Origin of the sequence: Caulobacter sp. DWP3-1-3b2 (assembly GCF_049896325.1) — a bacterium.
Taxonomy (GTDB): domain Bacteria; phylum Pseudomonadota; class Alphaproteobacteria; order Caulobacterales; family Caulobacteraceae; genus Caulobacter.
In genome coordinates, this window is sequence record NZ_JAFCUB010000002.1 from 63,196 (window position 1) to 80,379 (window position 17,184).

The 17,184-nt window shown below is 67.7% G+C and carries 19 protein-coding genes and 1 tRNA gene; 14 read left to right on the top strand and 6 right to left on the bottom strand.

The features are described from left to right. Positions 1-5: 5 nt before the first annotated feature. The 4 genes from ACP7AG_RS01730 to ACP7AG_RS01745 all read left to right on the top strand — a co-directional run bounded on the left by ACP7AG_RS01730 (position 6) and on the right by ACP7AG_RS01745 (position 1,993). Positions 6-95 (top strand) — tRNA-Ser (locus ACP7AG_RS01730). Between the two features lie 20 nt (positions 96-115). Beyond that, on the top strand, positions 116-1,033 hold the full coding sequence (locus tag ACP7AG_RS01735; protein ID WP_426029573.1) for a class I SAM-dependent methyltransferase: 918 nt from the start codon (positions 116-118) through the stop codon (positions 1,031-1,033). Next, on the top strand, positions 1,030-1,767 hold the full coding sequence (locus ACP7AG_RS01740) for a pseudouridine synthase (protein ID WP_426029574.1): 738 nt from the start codon (positions 1,030-1,032) through the stop codon (positions 1,765-1,767). Before ACP7AG_RS01735 ends, ACP7AG_RS01740 begins: the two co-directional genes overlap by 4 nt. After that, positions 1,760-1,993 carry a sulfurtransferase TusA family protein gene (locus ACP7AG_RS01745; protein WP_426029575.1) on the top strand — a complete coding sequence of 78 codons (234 nt, stop codon included), beginning with the start codon at positions 1,760-1,762 and terminating at the stop codon, positions 1,991-1,993. The genes ACP7AG_RS01740 and ACP7AG_RS01745 overlap by 8 nt, the downstream gene beginning before the upstream one ends. On the opposite strand, the gene ACP7AG_RS01750 is transcribed toward ACP7AG_RS01745, so the two are convergent. Together ACP7AG_RS01750 and ACP7AG_RS01755 are read right to left on the bottom strand one after the other, a co-directional pair. Further along, a complete protein-coding gene (locus ACP7AG_RS01750; RefSeq protein WP_426011453.1) occupies positions 1,965-2,915 on the bottom strand; it encodes a YihY/virulence factor BrkB family protein in 951 nt (316 codons plus the stop codon). The two genes, ACP7AG_RS01745 and ACP7AG_RS01750, sit on opposite strands and share 29 nt — an antisense overlap. 232 nt (positions 2,916-3,147) lie before the next feature. Further along, the gene (locus ACP7AG_RS01755) at positions 3,148-4,275 is read right to left on the bottom strand and encodes a CaiB/BaiF CoA transferase family protein (RefSeq protein ID WP_426011452.1); all 1,128 of its coding nucleotides are present in this window, start codon (positions 4,273-4,275) and stop codon (positions 3,148-3,150) included. Between the two features lie 208 nt (positions 4,276-4,483). Here ACP7AG_RS01755 and ACP7AG_RS01760 point away from each other — a divergent pair, with 208 nt between their 5' ends. The 4 genes from ACP7AG_RS01760 to ACP7AG_RS01775 all read left to right on the top strand — a co-directional run bounded on the left by ACP7AG_RS01760 (position 4,484) and on the right by ACP7AG_RS01775 (position 8,281). Further along, the gene (locus ACP7AG_RS01760) at positions 4,484-5,809 is read left to right on the top strand and encodes a diguanylate cyclase domain-containing protein (RefSeq protein ID WP_426011451.1); all 1,326 of its coding nucleotides are present in this window, start codon (positions 4,484-4,486) and stop codon (positions 5,807-5,809) included. A gap of 66 nt (positions 5,810-5,875) precedes the next feature. Then, positions 5,876-6,520 (top strand): DsbA family oxidoreductase, encoded by a 645-nt coding sequence (locus ACP7AG_RS01765; protein WP_426029576.1) that lies wholly within the window; start codon positions 5,876-5,878, stop codon positions 6,518-6,520. A gap of 87 nt (positions 6,521-6,607) precedes the next feature. Beyond that, positions 6,608-7,105 carry a hypothetical protein gene (locus ACP7AG_RS01770; RefSeq protein WP_426029577.1) on the top strand — a complete coding sequence of 166 codons (498 nt, stop codon included), beginning with the start codon at positions 6,608-6,610 and terminating at the stop codon, positions 7,103-7,105. A gap of 828 nt (positions 7,106-7,933) precedes the next feature. Then, positions 7,934-8,281, top strand: a complete 348-nt coding sequence (locus ACP7AG_RS01775) for a hypothetical protein (protein WP_426029578.1) — start codon at positions 7,934-7,936, stop codon at positions 8,279-8,281. A gap of 99 nt (positions 8,282-8,380) precedes the next feature. On the opposite strand, the gene ACP7AG_RS01780 is transcribed toward ACP7AG_RS01775, so the two are convergent. Both ACP7AG_RS01780 and thiS read right to left on the bottom strand, forming a co-directional pair. Then, the gene (locus ACP7AG_RS01780; RefSeq protein ID WP_426029579.1) at positions 8,381-9,193 is read right to left on the bottom strand and encodes a thiazole synthase; all 813 of its coding nucleotides are present in this window, start codon (positions 9,191-9,193) and stop codon (positions 8,381-8,383) included. 57 nt (positions 9,194-9,250) lie between these two features. Next, a complete protein-coding gene (gene thiS / locus ACP7AG_RS01785) occupies positions 9,251-9,451 on the bottom strand; it encodes a sulfur carrier protein ThiS (protein WP_426011446.1) in 201 nt (66 codons plus the stop codon). A gap of 80 nt (positions 9,452-9,531) precedes the next feature. On the opposite strand from thiS, the gene ACP7AG_RS01790 reads away from it, so the two are divergent. The 4 genes from ACP7AG_RS01790 to aat are packed head-to-tail and all read left to right on the top strand — an operon-like array spanning position 9,532 to position 12,533. Beyond that, on the top strand, positions 9,532-9,975 hold the full coding sequence (locus ACP7AG_RS01790; RefSeq protein WP_426029580.1) for a type II 3-dehydroquinate dehydratase: 444 nt from the start codon (positions 9,532-9,534) through the stop codon (positions 9,973-9,975). Between the two features lie 43 nt (positions 9,976-10,018). Next, positions 10,019-10,516 carry an acetyl-CoA carboxylase biotin carboxyl carrier protein gene (accB, locus tag ACP7AG_RS01795; protein WP_426011444.1) on the top strand — a complete coding sequence of 166 codons (498 nt, stop codon included), beginning with the start codon at positions 10,019-10,021 and terminating at the stop codon, positions 10,514-10,516. Between the two features lie 5 nt (positions 10,517-10,521). Then, entirely contained in the window at positions 10,522-11,865 is a 1,344-nt protein-coding gene (accC, locus tag ACP7AG_RS01800) for an acetyl-CoA carboxylase biotin carboxylase subunit (RefSeq protein WP_426011443.1), read from the top strand. A 14-nt stretch (positions 11,866-11,879) separates the two neighbouring features. After that, positions 11,880-12,533, top strand: coding sequence for a leucyl/phenylalanyl-tRNA--protein transferase (aat, locus tag ACP7AG_RS01805; protein WP_426029581.1), 654 nt, complete (start codon positions 11,880-11,882; stop codon positions 12,531-12,533). Here aat and ACP7AG_RS01810 read toward each other — a convergent pair. Beyond that, positions 12,470-13,141 carry a DUF2155 domain-containing protein gene (locus tag ACP7AG_RS01810; protein ID WP_426029582.1) on the bottom strand — a complete coding sequence of 224 codons (672 nt, stop codon included), beginning with the start codon at positions 13,139-13,141 and terminating at the stop codon, positions 12,470-12,472. The two genes, aat and ACP7AG_RS01810, sit on opposite strands and share 64 nt — an antisense overlap. Position 13,142: 1 nt before the next feature. Beyond that, positions 13,143-13,538 (bottom strand): NADH:ubiquinone oxidoreductase subunit NDUFA12, encoded by a 396-nt coding sequence (locus ACP7AG_RS01815; RefSeq protein WP_426011440.1) that lies wholly within the window; start codon positions 13,536-13,538, stop codon positions 13,143-13,145. A gap of 219 nt (positions 13,539-13,757) precedes the next feature. Between ACP7AG_RS01815 and ACP7AG_RS01820 the strand changes: the two genes are divergently transcribed. Beyond that, entirely contained in the window at positions 13,758-16,505 is a 2,748-nt protein-coding gene (locus tag ACP7AG_RS01820; protein ID WP_426029583.1) for a ribonucleotide reductase, read from the top strand. Positions 16,506-16,605: 100 nt separating this feature from the next. Continuing rightward, positions 16,606-17,097, top strand: coding sequence for a pentapeptide repeat-containing protein (locus ACP7AG_RS01825; protein ID WP_426029584.1), 492 nt, complete (start codon positions 16,606-16,608; stop codon positions 17,095-17,097). The last annotated feature ends 87 nt before the right edge of the window (positions 17,098-17,184 follow it).

The window sequence follows — 17,184 nt, forward strand, 5'->3', positions numbered from 1 at the left end:
GCTCCGGGCAGGTGGCCGAGTGGTTTAAGGCAGCGGTCTTGAAAACCGCCGTGGGTGAAAGTCCACCGTGGGTTCGAATCCCACCCTGCCCGCCACATCTCCCGAGATCCGTTTCATGTCCGATATTCCTCGCGTCGCCGTCTATGGTTCTCCGCTTCTTGATATAGTCGACGTGCCCGGCGGCGCGGTTCAGGTCTCGCCCCTGGTGACGGACTCGACCGACCTAGCCGACCTGGCCGAAGGCGCGCTGGACGAGATCGTTATCCAGGCCCCTCCCGGCGTGGCCGAGCGGCGCTATGTTCTGGCCCAGGCCCTGCGCGTGCTGAAGGTCGAGGGGCGCTTGACCGCCCTGGCCCCGAAGGATCGTGGTGGCCTGCGGATGAACAAGGAACTGGCGGCGTTCGGGTGCTCGATCGGCGAAAGCGCCAAGCGCCACCAGCGCATCTGCGTGACCCTGAAGCCCACGAGCCTGACAGGGATCGACGCCGCGATCGCCGAGGGCGCGCCGCGTCGTCTGGACGGCGACGGCCTCTGGACCCAGCCGGGCGTGTTCAGCTGGGATCGGCTGGACCCCGGCTCGGCCCTGCTGCTGAAGTCCCTGCCGCCGATGAGCGGCGTCGGCGTCGATCTGGGCTGCGGCGTCGGCGTGCTGGCGCACGCCATCCTGACCTCGCCCAAGGTCACCAAGCTGAGCCTGGTCGACCTTGACCGCCGGGCAGTCGAGGCCACCAAGCGCAATGTCGCCGACCTGCGGGTCGAAGTGCTTTGGGCCGACGCCCGCCGCGGCGCGGAACTGTTGACCGGCCTGGACTTCGTGGTCACCAACCCGCCCTTCCACGACGCAGTCGGCGAGGACAAGGGCCTGGGCCAAGCCTTCATCACCGCGTCGGCGGCCATGTTGCGCAAGGGCGGCGTGCTGTGGATCGTCGCCAATCGCCACCTGCCCTATGAGGCGGTGTTGAACGAGCACTTCAAGACCGTTCGCCCGGTGGCCGACGCCGGCGGCTTCAAGGTCTACGAGGCCCGCAAGTGACAAAAGCCTTGATGGCGCGCCTGGATCGTCTGCTGGCCAATCTTGGCTACGGCAGCCGGCGCGACGTCCAGGCCCTGGTCTCGGGCGGCAAGGTCACGCTCGACGGCGTTCCGATCAAGGACGCCGGTCAAAAGATCGCCGTCACTGCTGATCTGCCAAGCCAAATGAAGATTCGCGGCGTCCCGGTCGATCCCCCCGCGCCGCTGATCTTGCTGATGCACAAGCCATTGGGCCTGGTCTGTTCGCACCGCGAGGACGGCGAGCGGATCTATGACCTGCTGCCCAAGCGCTGGCAGATTCGCGACCCGGCCCTGTCGAGCGTCGGGCGGCTGGACAAGGATACCTCCGGCCTGCTGCTGATCACCGATGACGGCGACTTCCTGCATCGGGTGATTTCACCTAAGCGCCACGTGCCCAAGGTCTATCACGCCACCCTGGATCGGCCCCTGACCGGAACCGAGGTCGCGGCCTTCGCCAGCGGAACCCTGATGCTGGAAGGCGAAGAAAAACCGTTGCTCGCGGCCGAGCTTGAAGTGCTGGGCGAGCGCGGGGCGCGGCTGACGATCACCGAGGGCCGCTATCACCAAGTGCGCCGGATGTTCGCCGCCGTCGGCAATCACGTGACGGGTTTGCATCGCGAGCGAATCGGCGGTCTTTCCCTGCCGACTGACCTGGCGCCAGGCGGGTATCGCATCCTGTCCACGGCCCAGGCCGAGGCGGTGTTCGATGGCTGAGGCCCGCCTGGTCGACGCCCGGGGTCACCGCTGTCCGGTGCCGACCCTACGCCTGCGCCGCGCTTTGGAAGAGGCCGCGCCTGGAGCTCAGGTGCGCCTGATCGCCGACGATCCGCTGGCGCGCATCGACGTGCCCCACTTCGCCGCCAGCGCCGGGGCCACAGTCGTTGAGGTTGTCGACGCGCCGAACGGGGCGATCAGCTTTCTGGTGGCGAAGGCGCTTTAAGCAGCACTGCCTTGGGGCCTTCGAGCAAGGCCCTTGGCCGTTCTTCCAGGGCGATCTCCATCTCGGTGGCCAGGGCCCCGCCAAAGAACACCGCATTGACGCTCCAGGACAGCCAGATCAGGAAAATGATCACCGCCGAGATTGAGCCGTAGGTCGCGCCCAGATGGGCCACCTGCTCGACATAGAATGCGCTGGCCCAGGACATGAAGACGCAAAGCACCGCCGCCGCCGCGCCCCCGGCGATCGACGCGCGCCATCCGACAGGGACGCGCGACATGGCGTAGCGATAGACCAGGGTCATGCCGACCATCAGGCCCAGGCTGGCCCAGGTCCATTCGCTCTGGATCCAGGAGGCGCCTTCCAGCGGCCGAAGGTCCAGGGTGCTGGACAGCAGGCGGAAGGTCAGGAAGACGCCCGACATCACGAACAGCAGAGCGAACGCGCAGACCAGCACGACGAGGGCCATGAAGTTGAAGCCCAGGAAGCCGCGTTGGTTCTCCTCGTCGTGGATAAAGGACAGGCCGGCCAGCAAGGCCTTGAAGCCCCGGTGGGCGGCATACAGGCCGATGACCAGCACCACGGCGCTCTGGGCCGAGATCGCCTGCTCCGGCGCATGGGCCAGCCGACCCAGTTCGCTCTGAAAGATCGGTCGCGCGCCGGACGGCATCAGATAGGACAGTTTGTCGGCCTGGGCGGCGGCCTGTTCGGGCGTCAACAGCAAGGTGTAAAGGCCGATCAGGATCGCCAGGCCGGGGAACACCGCCAGCAGGACGAAGAACGAAACCCCGCCGACATAGAGCATGACATCGCGGCCCCACAGCCGCTGCAGGGCCAAGCCCATGACGCGCAGGATTTCTCGCACCCAGTGGATCGGATCGAGGTCGAGATCCCGAAAGCGAAGGCGGTCTGCGGGTGGCTTCATTCGGCGGAAACTGCCCGCGTCATCCCGCTGAAGCAAGTCAAGCCTGAGATACCGGAGTTCTGGAGCACAAAGCCCCGCCGCTTCAGGGAAAGCGACGGGGCTCCGCAGGACGAACCTGAACCGATCGCCGCATCGAGGGACGGGTGGCGCGACGGCCGGTTGCAGGTGTGTTCTAGGGCTCGGCGGCTGAATGGCGGCTGAACGGGAATGGCGCCTGACTGTCAGGTCTCGCCTAGAGCGCCCCCTGCTCCCGCAGCGCCCCGATCGCCTCGGCGGAGAAGCCCCAGTCGCTTAGCGCCTGGTCGTTGTCGGCGCCGATCTTGGGCGGCGGACCCTGGATGACGCCGGGTGTGGCCGAAAAACGCGGGGCCGGCGCGGGCTGGATGACGCCGGCCACCTCGACGAAGGTCTGGCGGGCGGCGTTGTGGGCGTGGGAGGGAGCCTCGTCCATGGTCAATACCGGAGCGAAGCAAACGTCGGTTCCGTCCATCAGGGCGCACCAGTCGTCGCGGGTCTTGGTGGCGATGACGGCGGCCAGCTTGTCGTGAAGCTCTGGCCACTCCTCGCGGCTCATCTGGTGCTGGAACTGAGGGTCGGTAATGCCGGTCTTTTCAAGCAGCAGTAGATAGAACTGCGGTTCGATCGAGCCGATCGAGATCCATTTGCCGTCACTGCATTGATAGGTGTCGTAGAAGTGCGCTCCGCCATCGAGCAGGTTGGACCGCCGCCCTTCGCCCCACATCCCGCCGGCCTTAAAACCGTAGAACATGGCCATCAGCGAAGCCGCGCCGTCGCTCATCGCGCAGTCGATCACCTGGCCCTGACCCGTCGAGCGGGCATGGATCACCCCGGCCAACAGGCCAAACGCCAGGTAGAGCGCCCCGCCGCCGAAATCGCCGACCAGGTTCAGGGGCGGCACCGGCTTGTCCGTCGTGCCGATCGCCGCCAGGGCGCCGGTGATGGCGATATAGTTCATGTCGTGGCCGGCGGCCTTGGCGTAGGGCCCGGTCTGGCCCCAACCGGTCATCCGGCCATAGACGAGCTTTGAATTGCGAGCCAAGGCGACGTCAGGCCCCAGGCCCAGCCGCTCCATCACGCCGGGCCGGAAGCCCTCGATGATCCCGTCGGCGCTTTCCATCAGCTTCAGGCAGGTCTCGACCGCGGCCGGCGACTTCAGGTCCAGGGCCACGGAGCGGCGTCCCCGGGCCGTGACGTCGGCGGGCGAACTGCGCCCCGAGCCCTTGCGGTCGATGCGCACCACGTCGGCTCCGAGGTCCGACAGCAGCATCCCGCAGAACGGTCCCGGACCGATCCCTGCGAATTCCAGCACCTTCAAGCCAGATAGCGGTCCCTGGGCCATGTCTTCCTCCTGCCGAATCTCGCGGCTTTCCGTAGCACTTGAACGATCCTGACCCTTCGTCATGCAAGTCCCGTTTTGATCCCCATCTCGCTTGGCCCCTGCGGCGATGCGTACCTATGAGCGCCGTCCGCCTCTGCTATGTTGCGGCGTCGAATCTCGACGGCGCTGCGTCGTCGAGCGATACCGGTATCCGGGGCGGAGGCTTGAGTTGACGGTGAACGCCCGAATTCTGATCGTTGCGCGCGACGATTCCCGGGCTGGGCCGCTGTCGGAAGGGCTCGACAAGCTCGGCTGGCGGACCATCACCGCCCGTGGCCCCTATGCCGCCCTCGCCGCTCTCGGCGACCTGAACATCGAAGCCGTGATCGTCGATCTCGAGAGCGCCGGTCCTGACGCCCATTCGCTGTCGCGTCGCCTGAAGGCCGCCGTGGCTCCGCGTCGCCTGCCGGTCATCGCCATCGGCGAGCCCGGGACCGACGCCCACCACCAGGCCTTCGACCTGACCCTGTCGCCGCCGCTGCACCCGGCCCAGGCCGTGCTGCGCCTGGAATCCCTGGTCCGCACCGCCATCGCCGAGGAGGAGTTCGAGCTTCGCCTGGCCACCTTCGGCGACCGCGGCCGCCGCCTGGACCTGCCGGAACCCCACGCCGAGCCCTTCCGGATCCTGGCGATCGGCGAGCCCGCGCCGCAGTTCCTGGCCCTGTCCAACGCCCTGACCCGTAGTGGGGCCGACGTGGTCGGCGCTTTCACGGCCTACACCGCCTTCGACTATCTTCACGAGCGGGCCTTCGACGCCGTCGTGCTGTGGGCCGGAGACAACCAGCAGGAAGCCCTGTCGATCGCGGCCGGCATGCGGCGCAACACCCGGCTGTTCCACATCCCGGCCCTGCTCTATTTGAAGGCCGAGAGCTATGTGACCACATCGGAGGCCTTCCATCGCGGCGTGTCCGACGTCGCTTCTCCCGAAACCCCCGAAATCGAGACCGCCCGGCGCGTCATCGAGTTGGCCCGCAACTATCGGCGTGGCGAGTCGATCCGAGGCGCGCTGGAAAAGGCCCGTAGCTCGGGCCTGATGGACGCGGCCACGGGTCTGTTCACCCGCGACCTGTTCGCCGCCCACCTGGTGCGGCTGGCCGGGGCGGCGCGCGAACGGGTCCGACCGCTGTCGATCTGCGTGCTGCGGGTCGCCGACAAGCCCGACACCGTCTGGGCCCGCAAGAACGGCTGGCTGGACCGCGCCATCCCGCAGATCGGCTCGATGGTTGGGCGGTTGGTCCGCGTGGAGGACACCGCCGCCCGCCTGGCGCCGGAGGTCTTCGCCCTGGCCCTGCCCGCCACCAACCAGGCGGCGGGACGCGCGGCGGCCGAACGGATCGCTGCGGTGATCGGCTGCACCGCCTTCGACGCCGGCGACGATCGCGCGCCGTTCGTCTGCGAGTTCGACATCGGCGTGGCCCAGATCGAGAGCGGCGAAAGCGCCGTCCACGCCTTGGAACGCGCCGCCGCTAGAGCCCTGCAACGCGACAGCGCCTGAAGGCTTGCCCAAGACCGGCCGCAGTCTTACGTGGCCTGCGACGCCAGTTATTCGAAAGGCCGCGCCATGGGCCAGCCCCTGCTGATCGACCTTGTCGCCGACGTTGTCTGCCCCTGGTGCTATCTGGGCTGGCGACGGGTAAAGTCGGCCGTGGCCCTGCGGCCCGACGTCGAGCCACTGATCGTCTGGCGCCCCTACCAGTTGGACCCGACGCTTCCGGAACAAGGCGTTGATCGTAAAGCCTATATGGCCGGCAAGTTCAAGGATCCGGTCAAGCTGAAGGCCGTGCACGCCGCCCTGACGGAGGCGGGAGCCGAGGAAGGCATCGTCTTCAATTTCGCCGACATCGCCCTGTCGCCCAACACCAGCGCCGCCCATCGGTTGATCCGTTGGGCGCACGGGGCGGGCAAGCAGGACGACGTGGTCGAGGGCCTGTTCGCCGCCTATTTCACCGACGGTCGCGACATCGGCGATCCCCAGGTTCTGGCGGATATCGGCGAGGCCGCTGGCATGGATCCGGTGGTGATCCTGCAATTGCTGGCCCAGGGCGCCGACAAGGACACCGTGGCTCGCGAACACGCCATGGCCGTGCAAGGTGAGATCACCGGTGTGCCGTTCGCGATCTTCGGTGGTCGCCTCGCGGTCGTCGGCGCCGAAAGTCGCGAAAACATCGCCCAGGCCATCGACAGGGCGCTTGAAGCGGCGGCCTGACGCGGACAGGTGTGAGCCAGGGGAGCTGCGGCGTTCGCGGCCGGTATATCGGGGCGTCTCATCAACCAGTCCAACACCCAGATGGTGGTGACCATCGCCGTCGTGGCCGTCGTCTTCGCGCTGCGCTTTCGAAGCATGAACCGCGAGCGCCGGCTGAAGCTGGAATGGATGTGGGTGCTGCCCGCCGTCATGCTGGTCGGCATGGCCGCCACCCTCACCCAGTTTCCGCCACAAGGTCTCGACTGGCTGTGGCTGGCGGGGATCTTCTTGGTCGGGGCGGCGATCGGCTGGTGGCGCGGCAAGCTGATCCCGATCGCCATCGATCCCGAGACCCATTTGCTCAACACCAAGCCCTCGCCCGCCGCCATCCTGTTCCTGCTGGGCCTGTTCGTCGTGCGCTTCGGGTTGCGGGCCGTGCTGCAGGGCGAGGCGTCGGCCTGGCATGTCAATCTGGTGTTGCTCAATGACGGCTTCATCGTGCTGGGCGTGGGCCTGTTCGCGGTGTCGCGGGTTGAGATGGCGCTGCGGGCGTGGGGACTGCTCAAACAGGCCCGGGCGGCCAAGGCGGCGCGAGCGGGGGCCTGAAACTTCTCTCCCCGTGGGGGATGTGGTCGCGGAGCGACCGGCGGGGGAGGTTTAGGGTCTTCGATCGCAGGTCTGGCCGGCATCCAATCACGCCCCCCACCGTCGGCTGCGCCGACACCTCCCCCACGGGGGGAGGACTTCACGCGGATCGCCGCGGAAGAGCTTGGGGAGGGTGCGAAGCGCCCGGGCTCCGCCCGGAGGTTTTGCAGATTTGATACCGTTTCGACGAAGACGAGCGCTTCGCGCGGCCTTCAGACGAGAGCCATCGGCGCGCGGGGTCTTAACCCGCTTCCGAAGTGGGCCCTCGGCGGGCGGAGGGTTGGCTGACCCTCCGGACCGTACAGGCGATTTCAGCCCGTACCTGTTGGCAACGGCCGCCTACCCGGGCGCCGAAGTTTTGTCGCCGCGGGGGCGAACCTGCTCCGAACCTACCTTGGGGCGTCTCCCGAAGAAGACACGGCGGCCAAGCCTTCCCGCTCGACCACCCCCTACCGCCCGTCAGGTCGCCGGCCGACGTCCCTCCCCGTGCGATGGGGTGAGCAGAGTATGCGGGCGCCAGAAGGGGGTGGGTGTCAAAAAGATCGAGAAAGTTTAGAGCGTTGATTTTGATGGATTCTGTTTCGTACCCACCCGCGTCGACACGCTTTTCCGTTAGGAGAAGGCGGCATTCGCCAAGCTTGACCCTTTTCTGCTCACCGGGAACACTCTGCTAGGCGATCCTTGCCGCCAGTGTCGCCCCTCGACGCTAAGCCCCTGAAAAGCCTGGCCCCGTCCACGCGCACGGCGCTTGCAGCGCGCGCCCCGCCTGAGTTCAAGGCGGGAGTTCCCATGCTCATTTCCGGTCCCAGCATTCTGGCCTCGCTGGCCAGCGCCACCTTGGCGAAGATCAACAAGGTCACAGCCGCCAAGCCGGCCGACGCGACCTCGGCCCTCGGCATGGCCGCCGCGCCCGCGAAGACCGCCAAGGACGACTTCCTCGACTACGCCAAGCTGACACCCGCCCAGAAGATGCGCGCGGCCATGCTGGGCAAGATGGGCCTCACCGAGGAACAGCTGAAGGCGATGGACCCCAAGGCTCGCCAGAAGATCGAGGATCAGTTGAAGGCCCAGATCAAGGCGCAGATTGAGAACGACCCCGAGATGAAGCAGGGCTCGTTCCTCGACGTGAAGGCCTAGAGCATTTCCCGACCTGACTGCGTCAGGCCGTGAGCTCTAACCTTTGTTTTGACGCATTTTTCTTCACGCGAACCGGAACCACTTCGCTCGAAAAATGCTCTAGATCAGCCCCGCCAGCGGCGAGCTGGGATCGGCATAGAGCCGCTTCTGCATCCGGCCGGCCAGATAGGCCTCGCGACCGGCGATCACCGCGTGCTTCATGGCCCGCGCCATGCGGATCGGATCCTTGGCCTCGGCGATGGCGGTGTTCATCAGGATGGCGTCGCAGCCCAGCTCCATGCCGATGGCCGCATCCGACGCCGTGCCGACCCCGGCGTCGACCAACACCGGCACCCCAGCGTTCTCGATGATGATCCGCAGGTTGACCCGGTTCTGAATGCCCAGACCCGAGCCGATCGGCGCGCCCAGAGGCATGATCGCGACCGCGCCCGCCTCTTCCAGCTTGCGGCAATAAACGGGGTCGTCCGAGCAATAGACCATCACCTGGAAGCCCTCGGAGACCAGCAGCTTCAGCGAGCGCAGGGTCTCTTCCATGTCCGGATACAAGGTCTTGGGGTCGGACAGCACCTCCAGCTTGACCAGGTCCCAGCCGCCGGCCTCGCGGGCTAGGCGCAGGGTGCGCACGGCGTCCTCGCCGGTAAAGCAGCCCGCTGTATTCGGCAGGAACGTGAATTCGCTGGGCTTGACGTAGTCGACCAGCAGCGGCTGGGTCGGGTCGGTCAGGTTCACCCGGCGCACGGCCACCGTCACGATCTCGGCGCCCGCAGCCTTGGCCGCGGCGGCGTTGGTGGCGTAGTCCTTGTACTTGCCGGTGCCGACGATCAGCCGCGAGGTGAAGGTGCGGCCGGCGACGGTCCAGGTATCGGCGTCAGCGACGGCGGCGGCGGATTCGGGGGGGACGTGCGCGTTCATGGGGTGGGTTTACGCCTGTGGGGCTCGGGTTTCAAACGCGCAGGACGCCCCTGCCGTCTACCCACCCCCTATGAACGTCACGATCTCGATCCGGTCGCCGTCCGTCAGCGCCGTGGCGGCATAGGTCGAGCGCGGGGCGATCTCGAGATTACGCTCGACAGCCACCTTGCGGGCGTCCAGGCCCAGGACCGACACCAGATCCGCGAGCGTCGAGACGCCCTCGAACGCCCGGTCCTCACCATTCAACAGCAGCCGCATATCACCTCCGAAGCGAGCCCTGCTTGTGACCTGGCGGAACCGGCTATACAAGACCTCCCGGAATCGACGGCGGGAGCCGAATGCTAAAACCGATCCATGTGCTGAGCGGACCCAACCTCAACCTGTTGGGAACGCGTGAGCCCGAGATCTACGGCAAGGACACGCTCGACGATGTCCGTGCGCGCTGCGAGGCGCGGGCGGCCGCTCGGGGCCTTTCCGTTGTCTTCAGGCAAAGCAATCACGAAGGCGTGCTGATCGATTGGGTGCATGAGGCCCGATTGGACGCCTGCGCGCTGGTGATCAATCCGGCCGGATACGGCCACACCTCGATCGCCTTGCTTGATGCTTTGAAGGCCTTGAACATCCCGATCATCGAGTGCCACCTGTCTAACCCGGCGGCGCGGGAAGACTTCCGCCGCCACACCTATGTTTCGCTCGCTGCGACCGGAATAGTCTCCGGCTTCGGCGCGGCGAGTTATGAACTGGCGATCGAGGCCGCCGCCGGCCTGGTCGGCGCCAACTAGCCGGCCACCCCGGCTCCTGAAAAAGACAGCAAGGTAAGCTTCCATGTCCATTCCCAAGGCCCCCGCCGATCCGGTCGAGACCCCGTCGATCGACGTCCGCCTGGTCCGCAAGCTGGCCGACATCCTGAAGGACACGGGCCTGTCGGAGATCGAGGTCGAGCACGCCGGCCTGAAGATCCGGGTCGCCCGCGAGCTGACCCTGGCCGCCCAGCCCGCCACCTATGTTCCCCCGCCCGTCGCCCAGGCCTCTGCGCCCGCTCCAGCCGCTGCGACGCCGGCGGCTGAGGCGCCCGCCGCCCGCGCCGCCGGCGACATCGTCAAGTCGCCGATGGTCGGCACCGTCTACATGTCGTCCCAGCCCGGCGCCGACGCCTTCATCAAGGTGGGCGACACCGTGACCGCCGGTCAGACCCTGCTGATCGTCGAGGCGATGAAGACCATGAACCCGATCGCCGCCACCAAGGCTGGCAAGGTCGTCGAAATCCTGGTGGCAGACGCCCAGCCCGTCGAGTTCGGCGAGCCCCTCGTCATCGTCGAGTAATCGGCATGTTTGACAAGATCCTCATCGCCAACCGAGGCGAGATCGCGCTTCGGGTTCACCGCGCCTGCAAGGAAATGGGCATCGCCACCGTGGCGGTCCATTCCGAGGCCGACGCCAATTCCATGTGGGTGCGGTTGGCCGACGAAAGCGTCTGTATCGGCCCGGCCTCGGCCGCCAAGAGCTATCTGAACATCCCGTCGATCATCGCGGCCGCCGAAATTACCGGCGCCCAGGCGATCCATCCGGGCTACGGCTTCCTGTCGGAAAACGCCCGCTTCGCCGAGATCGTCGGCGCGCACGGCTACACCTTCATCGGACCCAAGCCCGAGCACATCCGGATGATGGGCGACAAGATCACCGCCAAGCAGGCCGTCAAGGACGCGGGCATTCCTGTCGTTCCCGGCTCGGACGGCGGCGTCACGACCGAAGAAGAGGCCTATGCGGCGGCCGAGCTGATCGGCTTCCCCGTGCTGATCAAGGCCGCTTCCGGCGGCGGCGGTCGCGGCATGAAGGTCGCCGAGACCCGCGAGGACCTCGCCGAGGCGGTCTCAACCGCCCGCGCCGAGGCCCGCGCCGCGTTCGGCGACGACACGGTCTATATGGAGCGCTACCTCCAGAAGCCGCGCCACATCGAGATTCAGGTCATCGCCGACAGCCACGGCAATGTGGTGCATCTGGGCGAACGCGACTGCTCGCTGCAGCGCCGTCACCAGAAGGTGCTGGAAGAAGCCCCCTCGCCCGCCCTCCCGGCCGCCGGTCGCGAGAAGATCGGCAAGGTCGTGGTCGATGCGATCAAGGCCATTGGCTATCTGGGCGTCGGCACCATCGAGTTCCTGTGGGAGAACGACGAGTTCTTCTTCATCGAGATGAACACCCGCCTGCAGGTCGAGCATCCGGTGACCGAGGCCATCACCGGCATCGACCTGGTGCGCGAGCAGATCCGCATCGCCGCCGGCCTGCCGCTCTCGTTTACCCAGGCCGACGTGGTGTTCGAAGGCCACGCCATCGAGTGCCGTATCAATGCTGAGAACGCCCGCACCTTCACGCCGTCGCCGGGCACCATCACTGACTTCCACGCCCCCGGCGGCCTGGGCGTGCGGCTGGATTCGGCGATCTACACCGGCTATACGATCCCGCCCTATTACGACAGCCTGATCGGCAAGCTGATCGTTCATGGCCGCGACCGCCAGGAGTGCATCGCGCGCCTGAAGCGCTGCCTGGGCGAGATGGTGGTTGGCGGCATCGAGACCACGATCCCGCTGTTCCAGGACCTGCTGGTGCAACCCGACATCCTGGCCGGCGATTACGACATCCACTGGCTGGAGCGTTGGATCAAGGCGCAGGGTTAGGCTGCGAGATCGGGATGGACGACGCCTTTACAGTCGATGATCTCATCGCCTGCTACCAGCGCGGCGTCTTTCCGATGGCCGACGCGCGCCAGGACGAGAGCATCTTCCTGATCGATCCCGAGCGCCGGGGCGTGCTGCCGCTGGACAGCGTGCATGTGCCGCGGCGGCTGGCGCGCACGGTCCGCGCCGATCCCTTCGAGGTCCGCATCGACAGCGCCTTTGACGCCGTGGTGGAGGCCTGCGCGGCCTCGGGGCCGGGCCGCCTCGAGACCTGGATCAACAACCCCATCCAGCGGCTCTACAGCCAGCTTTTCGCGCGGGGCCTGGCCCACAGCATCGAGTGTTGGGACGACGACGAGATGGTCGGCGGCCTCTATGGCGTGGCTCATGGAGGCTGTTTTTTCGGGGAGAGCATGTTCTCGACCCGCCGGGACGCCAGCAAGGTGGCGCTGGTGCATCTGGTCGGTCGCCTGATCGTCGGCGACTACCGCCTGCTCGACACCCAGTTCATCACCGACCATCTGGAACAGTTTGGCACGACCGAGATCACCCGGGCCGACTATCGCCGGCGGCTGGGCCGGGCCTGGAACATTCAGTCGGACTTCTACCGGCTGGCGGCGGGCGCCGCCGGGGTCGAGGTCTTGCAGGCGATCAGCCAGGCGTCATAGACGGGGTGCTGCAGCGGGTTTAGGCCCGGCGCATTGGCGTACATCCAGCCCTTGTAGATCTGCCGCCCCGCCGGCGCCACTCGACCTGGCAGCGCCTTGGGTTGGGTGTCGACCGTAAGATAGGCCACCGAGTCCGGGGCGTCCTCGTCGGGCGTGGTGGTCTCGCAGGCGCGGACCGTGAACACCAGAGTCTTGTAGCGGACCGGCTGGCCGACAGGCGCCTCGAACTTCATGGTCTCGGTGGTGACCTTGTCCAGCGCCTGGATGATGGCGACGGACGAGCGGGCGCGCTTGACCGGCTCTACAGGTTTTGCGGACGCGGGCGGAGGTTTGGCGACTGGCGTCGGAGCCTTGGTCGGGGCCGGCGCGGGTACGGCGGGGGTGGCGACGGTCGTTCCCACCGCCGTTGGCGTTTGTGGCGCGGCCTGGGGGGCCGGCGTCGGCACGGGGCGCGAGGCCGGCGGCACGACGATCGGCGCCGGGGCGGCGGGAGCGGGCTGAGCGACTGGGGCCTGCGGGGCGTTCTGCAACGCCCTGGCTCCGCCAGCCGCCAGCGAAACCGCCACGGCCATCGCCGCGACGCCCGTCCATGTCCGCGGCGTGGTCATCCTATTCCGGCGACCAGGGCTTGTAGTCACTGGTGGCGGCCGAGCGCTCGCCGCCCCGGGCCAGCGAGCCCTTGGGACGCCAGGCGTAGATCGTGCCGGTCAGGTTGGGATGGTGATCCTTTTCCCAGGCGCGACGCATCAGCGGCGCCGTGGTCGGCGGCTCGTCGAACGTATAGTGCAGCCAGCCGCTCCATTCGGGCGGCACCTTGGAGGCCTCGGCATAGCCGTCATAGATCACCCAGCGGCGCTTGCGGGCGTCATAGCTGTCGCTGTTGTCACGCGCCTCGAAATAGCGGTTGCCGTAGTCGTCCTGGCCAATGAACACGCCACGACGGCTAATATGGAAGCGCTGACCGATGGTCGCGCCGTTCCACCACGTGAAGATCGCTTTCAGCACCGCTTCAGCACCCAATTCCAGACTGGCTCGCACCACGCGGGAAGCATGGCGAAGCGGCCGGACTATAGGTCGGCGGCCCGCCAGCGTCCAGCATCGGGCGCAACGCGGCGACATCAACATCTTGTGGATCAAGGGGGTGCGACGCCCCACATCTATTGAAGGCGCCTGTGGAGCGAACTAGGATGATCCATTCTTGGCGCTCAGGTCGCGGAATCGTTCATGCGCATTCAGTCCCGACATCCCGGCCCCGACCCCAGGATGGAGCCGCGCGACCTGGAACGCAGCGACTGCGTCATCGAGGTGCTCGCGCCCGGGGACTGGACCGACGCCCGGGTCGAGGCCTGGCTGGATTGGATGGACGGCCCCCTCGAACTCGATCAGCCGTTAGGCGGCGGCCCCGCTCGCTACGCTGATCGCCTGACCCAGGTCGGGCTCGACGAGGGGCTGTTTGGCGATGCGGCCGACGCCCAGGCCTTCCGCGAGGCCTTGCTGGCCACCATACTGACCGGGGTCGCCACGCCAGCCGGCGATCGGGTGGCCTCGCAACATGTGGCCGACATCAGCGAGATCGAGTTCAAGCGCTTCGCCGAGGGTCATCTGGCCAAGGTCCGGTCGACGAAACTAGCCGCCAGGGCCGCCGCGCGGCTGGACGCGGCCCTGACCCAGGTCGGCGACGCCGTTGCGCGCTGCCACGGCGACGCCAAGGCCTGCGGCGATCCCCTCAAGAACACCGCCTTGGGCCGCGCCGCTCGCCGGGCTCGTGAATTGGGCGCCGACGACCGGATGATCCTCGACGCGATCGCCTTGGCCGGAGCTTCTTCCACCGCCCTGATCGATCCCGAGACCCCGCCCCCCGCCCCGCTGGTCGCCTCGGCCTCGCGCCAGGCCGTCGCGGCGGTCGACGAGGCGGCCAGCTTCGCCGCCCAGGTCGGCTGGGAGACCAGCGCCCTGGTCCTGGCCATGTCGCCGGAAGACGCGGAAAGCCTGGCCCGGGGCGCCGCCCTCCGGGCCGCCATAGATGTCACCGCCTTCCAACACGACGGAGCTTTCGACTTCGAAGGCTTCAACCAGGTGGTCGGTCTTTGGGCCACGGCCTTGGAACTCGAACGCGGCGAAGGTCCGGCTGAACTGGGGCTCGCGGGGGTCGGCGATTGGCTGCTGGCCCAGGGCCTGTCCGTGGCGACCGACACGGGCCGCGACGCCGCCTCCGCCCTGTGGGCCCTGGCCGTCGGCGCGGCGCTGAGCGCGAGCGCCGAGGCGGCCGCCCTGCTGGGGGTCGATCCGATCTTCGCCCAGGAGCGCCAGACCCTGCTGCGCAGCCTGGCCGAGCGCCGCGTGCGCGCCGCCGCCCTGCGCTCGCCGCTGGCCGCCGAAGCCGCCGCCGCCCTGGCCGTGGCCCATGGCCTGGCCCGCAAGCACGGCCTGCGCTCGGCCCGCTTGATCAGCGCCTTCAGCGACCCCGAAGCCGCCCTGCGCCTTGGCGGCAAGCCCCTGGGCCATGCCGCCGCCGCGGCCTCGATCGCCACCGCCCAGACCGATGACGGCTTTCAGATCCCGACCTTCAGCGCCGCCGCCCATGCCTGCCTGACCGGCGCGGGGGCCGATTTCGACGCCGCCCGGCGCCACGCCATGGGCCACGGGACCCTGACCGAGGCGCCGGCCATCGACCATATGACGCTGCAGGCCCGAGGCTTCACCGCCCACGAGATCGAGTTGGCCGAGGACGCCCTGCGCCACGCCGACGGCCTGCGCGCCGCCTTCGCCCCCGCAGTGATCGGCGCGGGCTTCCTCGGCGACGTGCTTGGCGCGCCCGCCAGCGCGCTCGCTGATCCGAATTTCGACACCTTGGCCTTCGCGGGCTTTTCGCCCGTCGAGATCGACGCCGCAGAGCGCCACGCCCTCGGCGCCCGCCGCCTGGCCGATTGCGAGGGCCTGGACCGCGACATCCGCGCCCTGTTCGCCGCCATTGAGACGCCCGTCCTGGCCGACCGCCTGGCGATGATCGCCGCCGTGGAGACCTTCACCTGCCTGGCCGCCCCGGCCCCGTTGGACCTGCCGTTCGACGCTCGCCCCGCCGACGCCGCGCGCCTGCAGGCCGCGGCCGCCCGGGCTGGAGTCCGCGCCCTGCGTCTGAACCGCCTTGCGCCGCCCATCGGCTTCGCGCTGGCCCTGCCCGAGGCCGAGGTCGAGGCGGCCAAGCCGACGCGTCCCCTGGAAACCGCCCCCGAATCCAAGCCTGTGGTCAAGGAACGCATCGTCGAGCGCGTGGTGGAACGGATCGTGCAGCGCGGCGGCCCCGCCCGCCGCAAGCTGCCCGACCGCCGCAAGGGCTATATCCAGAAGGCGGCCGTCGGCGGCCACAAGGTCTATCTGCATACCGGCGAATACGAGGATGGCGAGGTCGGCGAGATCTTCATCGACATGCACAAGGAAGGCGCCGCCTTCCGCAGTTTGATGAACAATTTCGCCATCGCCATCTCGATCGGCCTGCAATACGGCGTGCCGCTGGACGAATATGTCGAAGCCTATGTGTTCACGAAATTCGAGCCCGCCGGACCGGTCACCGGCAATGACTCCATCCGTTCGGCGACCTCGATCCTCGACTATATTTTCCGCGAGTTGGGGGTTTCCTATCTGAACCGGGACGACCTCGCCAATGCCGACCCTGGCGAGTTCAACGCCGACGGCCTGGGCCGTGGCGAGGGCGTCGCCGAGAGCGAGGCCGAGCCCTTGCCCGCCAGCAAATTCATCTCCAAGGGCTTCTCGCGCGGCGCGGCGCCCGACAACCTGGTGTTCCTGCCATTCGGCGGCCGCCGGACCGACGAAGCGCCGGCGTCGGGAGCCTCCGGCGAGGTTTGCCCCGCCTGCGGCGACCTGGCGCTGAGCCGCAAGGGCGGGCTGGTGGTCTGTGACAGCTGTGGAACCCAGGCCAACGGCCGGAGCGGCAGCGACGGCATTATCAACTAACGCCTTCAAAGGTGGCGCCCCGTCGGAACCCGCGTTTGCTTGGCCTTAAGCTTGCAGGGCCATGCTTAATCGACTTTCCCGCCGAAAGACGCGTGCCTGCATGAAAACGATCGCCTCGCTCCTCGCCGTCACCGCCCTGGCTTTCGCGGTCCCGGCTGCAGCCCAGAACGCCAGCCAGATCGCCAAGGTCCGGGCCGGCGCCAACTGCCCGCATTGCAACCTGTTCCAGGCCGACCTGAGCAACACGGTGCTCAAGAGCAAAAACCTGGCCGGCGCCCGGCTGCGGCAGGCCGATCTAAGCCTGGCCGAGATGAACCGCACCAATTTCGCCGCCGGCGACCTGCGCGACGTCAATTTCTACGGCGGCGTCTTTGGCGGAGCCAGCTTCGCCGGCTCCAACCTGACCAACGCCAGCTTCGTCGGGGCCTATCTGGAAGGAGCCAATTTCAGGAGCGCCACCCTGGCTGGGGTCAACTTCTCGGGCGCCGAGATGGACCGCGCCGCAGGCCTCACCCAGCTCCAACTGAACCGCGCCTGCGGCGACGATTCGACCCGCCTTCCGCGAGGCCTGTCGCTGCCCACCTGCCGTTAAACTTCCGTCATTACCGCGATTTAAGTGGCGCTGGGCGCCTCGCGGCCCCAAATCGTAACTCACACGGTCGCTTATTCTTGACCGAGT

What these genes read in the sequence shown, in the direction of transcription:
- ACP7AG_RS01810 (WP_426029582.1), bottom strand. Translation starts at nt 13,141, where the DNA reads ATGACCACGCCGCGGACATGGACGGGCGTCGCGGCGATGGCCGTGGCG.
- ACP7AG_RS01780 (WP_426029579.1), bottom strand. Translation starts at nt 9,193, where the DNA reads ATGAACGCGCACGTCCCCCCCGAATCCGCCGCCGCCGTCGCTGACGCC.
- ACP7AG_RS01745 (WP_426029575.1), top strand. Translation starts at nt 1,760, where the DNA reads ATGGCTGAGGCCCGCCTGGTCGACGCCCGGGGTCACCGCTGTCCGGTG.
- accC (WP_426011443.1), top strand. Translation starts at nt 10,522, where the DNA reads ATGTTTGACAAGATCCTCATCGCCAACCGAGGCGAGATCGCGCTTCGG.
- ACP7AG_RS01765 (WP_426029576.1), top strand. Translation starts at nt 5,876, where the DNA reads ATGGGCCAGCCCCTGCTGATCGACCTTGTCGCCGACGTTGTCTGCCCC.
- ACP7AG_RS01820 (WP_426029583.1), top strand. Translation starts at nt 13,758, where the DNA reads ATGCGCATTCAGTCCCGACATCCCGGCCCCGACCCCAGGATGGAGCCG.
- ACP7AG_RS01750 (WP_426011453.1), bottom strand. Translation starts at nt 2,915, where the DNA reads ATGAAGCCACCCGCAGACCGCCTTCGCTTTCGGGATCTCGACCTCGAT.
- ACP7AG_RS01825 (WP_426029584.1), top strand. Translation starts at nt 16,606, where the DNA reads ATGAAAACGATCGCCTCGCTCCTCGCCGTCACCGCCCTGGCTTTCGCG.
- thiS (WP_426011446.1), bottom strand. Translation starts at nt 9,451, where the DNA reads ATGCGGCTGCTGTTGAATGGTGAGGACCGGGCGTTCGAGGGCGTCTCG.
- accB (WP_426011444.1), top strand. Translation starts at nt 10,019, where the DNA reads ATGTCCATTCCCAAGGCCCCCGCCGATCCGGTCGAGACCCCGTCGATC.
- aat (WP_426029581.1), top strand. Translation starts at nt 11,880, where the DNA reads ATGGACGACGCCTTTACAGTCGATGATCTCATCGCCTGCTACCAGCGC.
- ACP7AG_RS01790 (WP_426029580.1), top strand. Translation starts at nt 9,532, where the DNA reads ATGCTAAAACCGATCCATGTGCTGAGCGGACCCAACCTCAACCTGTTG.
- ACP7AG_RS01735 (WP_426029573.1), top strand. Translation starts at nt 116, where the DNA reads ATGTCCGATATTCCTCGCGTCGCCGTCTATGGTTCTCCGCTTCTTGAT.
- ACP7AG_RS01755 (WP_426011452.1), bottom strand. Translation starts at nt 4,275, where the DNA reads ATGGCCCAGGGACCGCTATCTGGCTTGAAGGTGCTGGAATTCGCAGGG.
- ACP7AG_RS01775 (WP_426029578.1), top strand. Translation starts at nt 7,934, where the DNA reads ATGCTCATTTCCGGTCCCAGCATTCTGGCCTCGCTGGCCAGCGCCACC.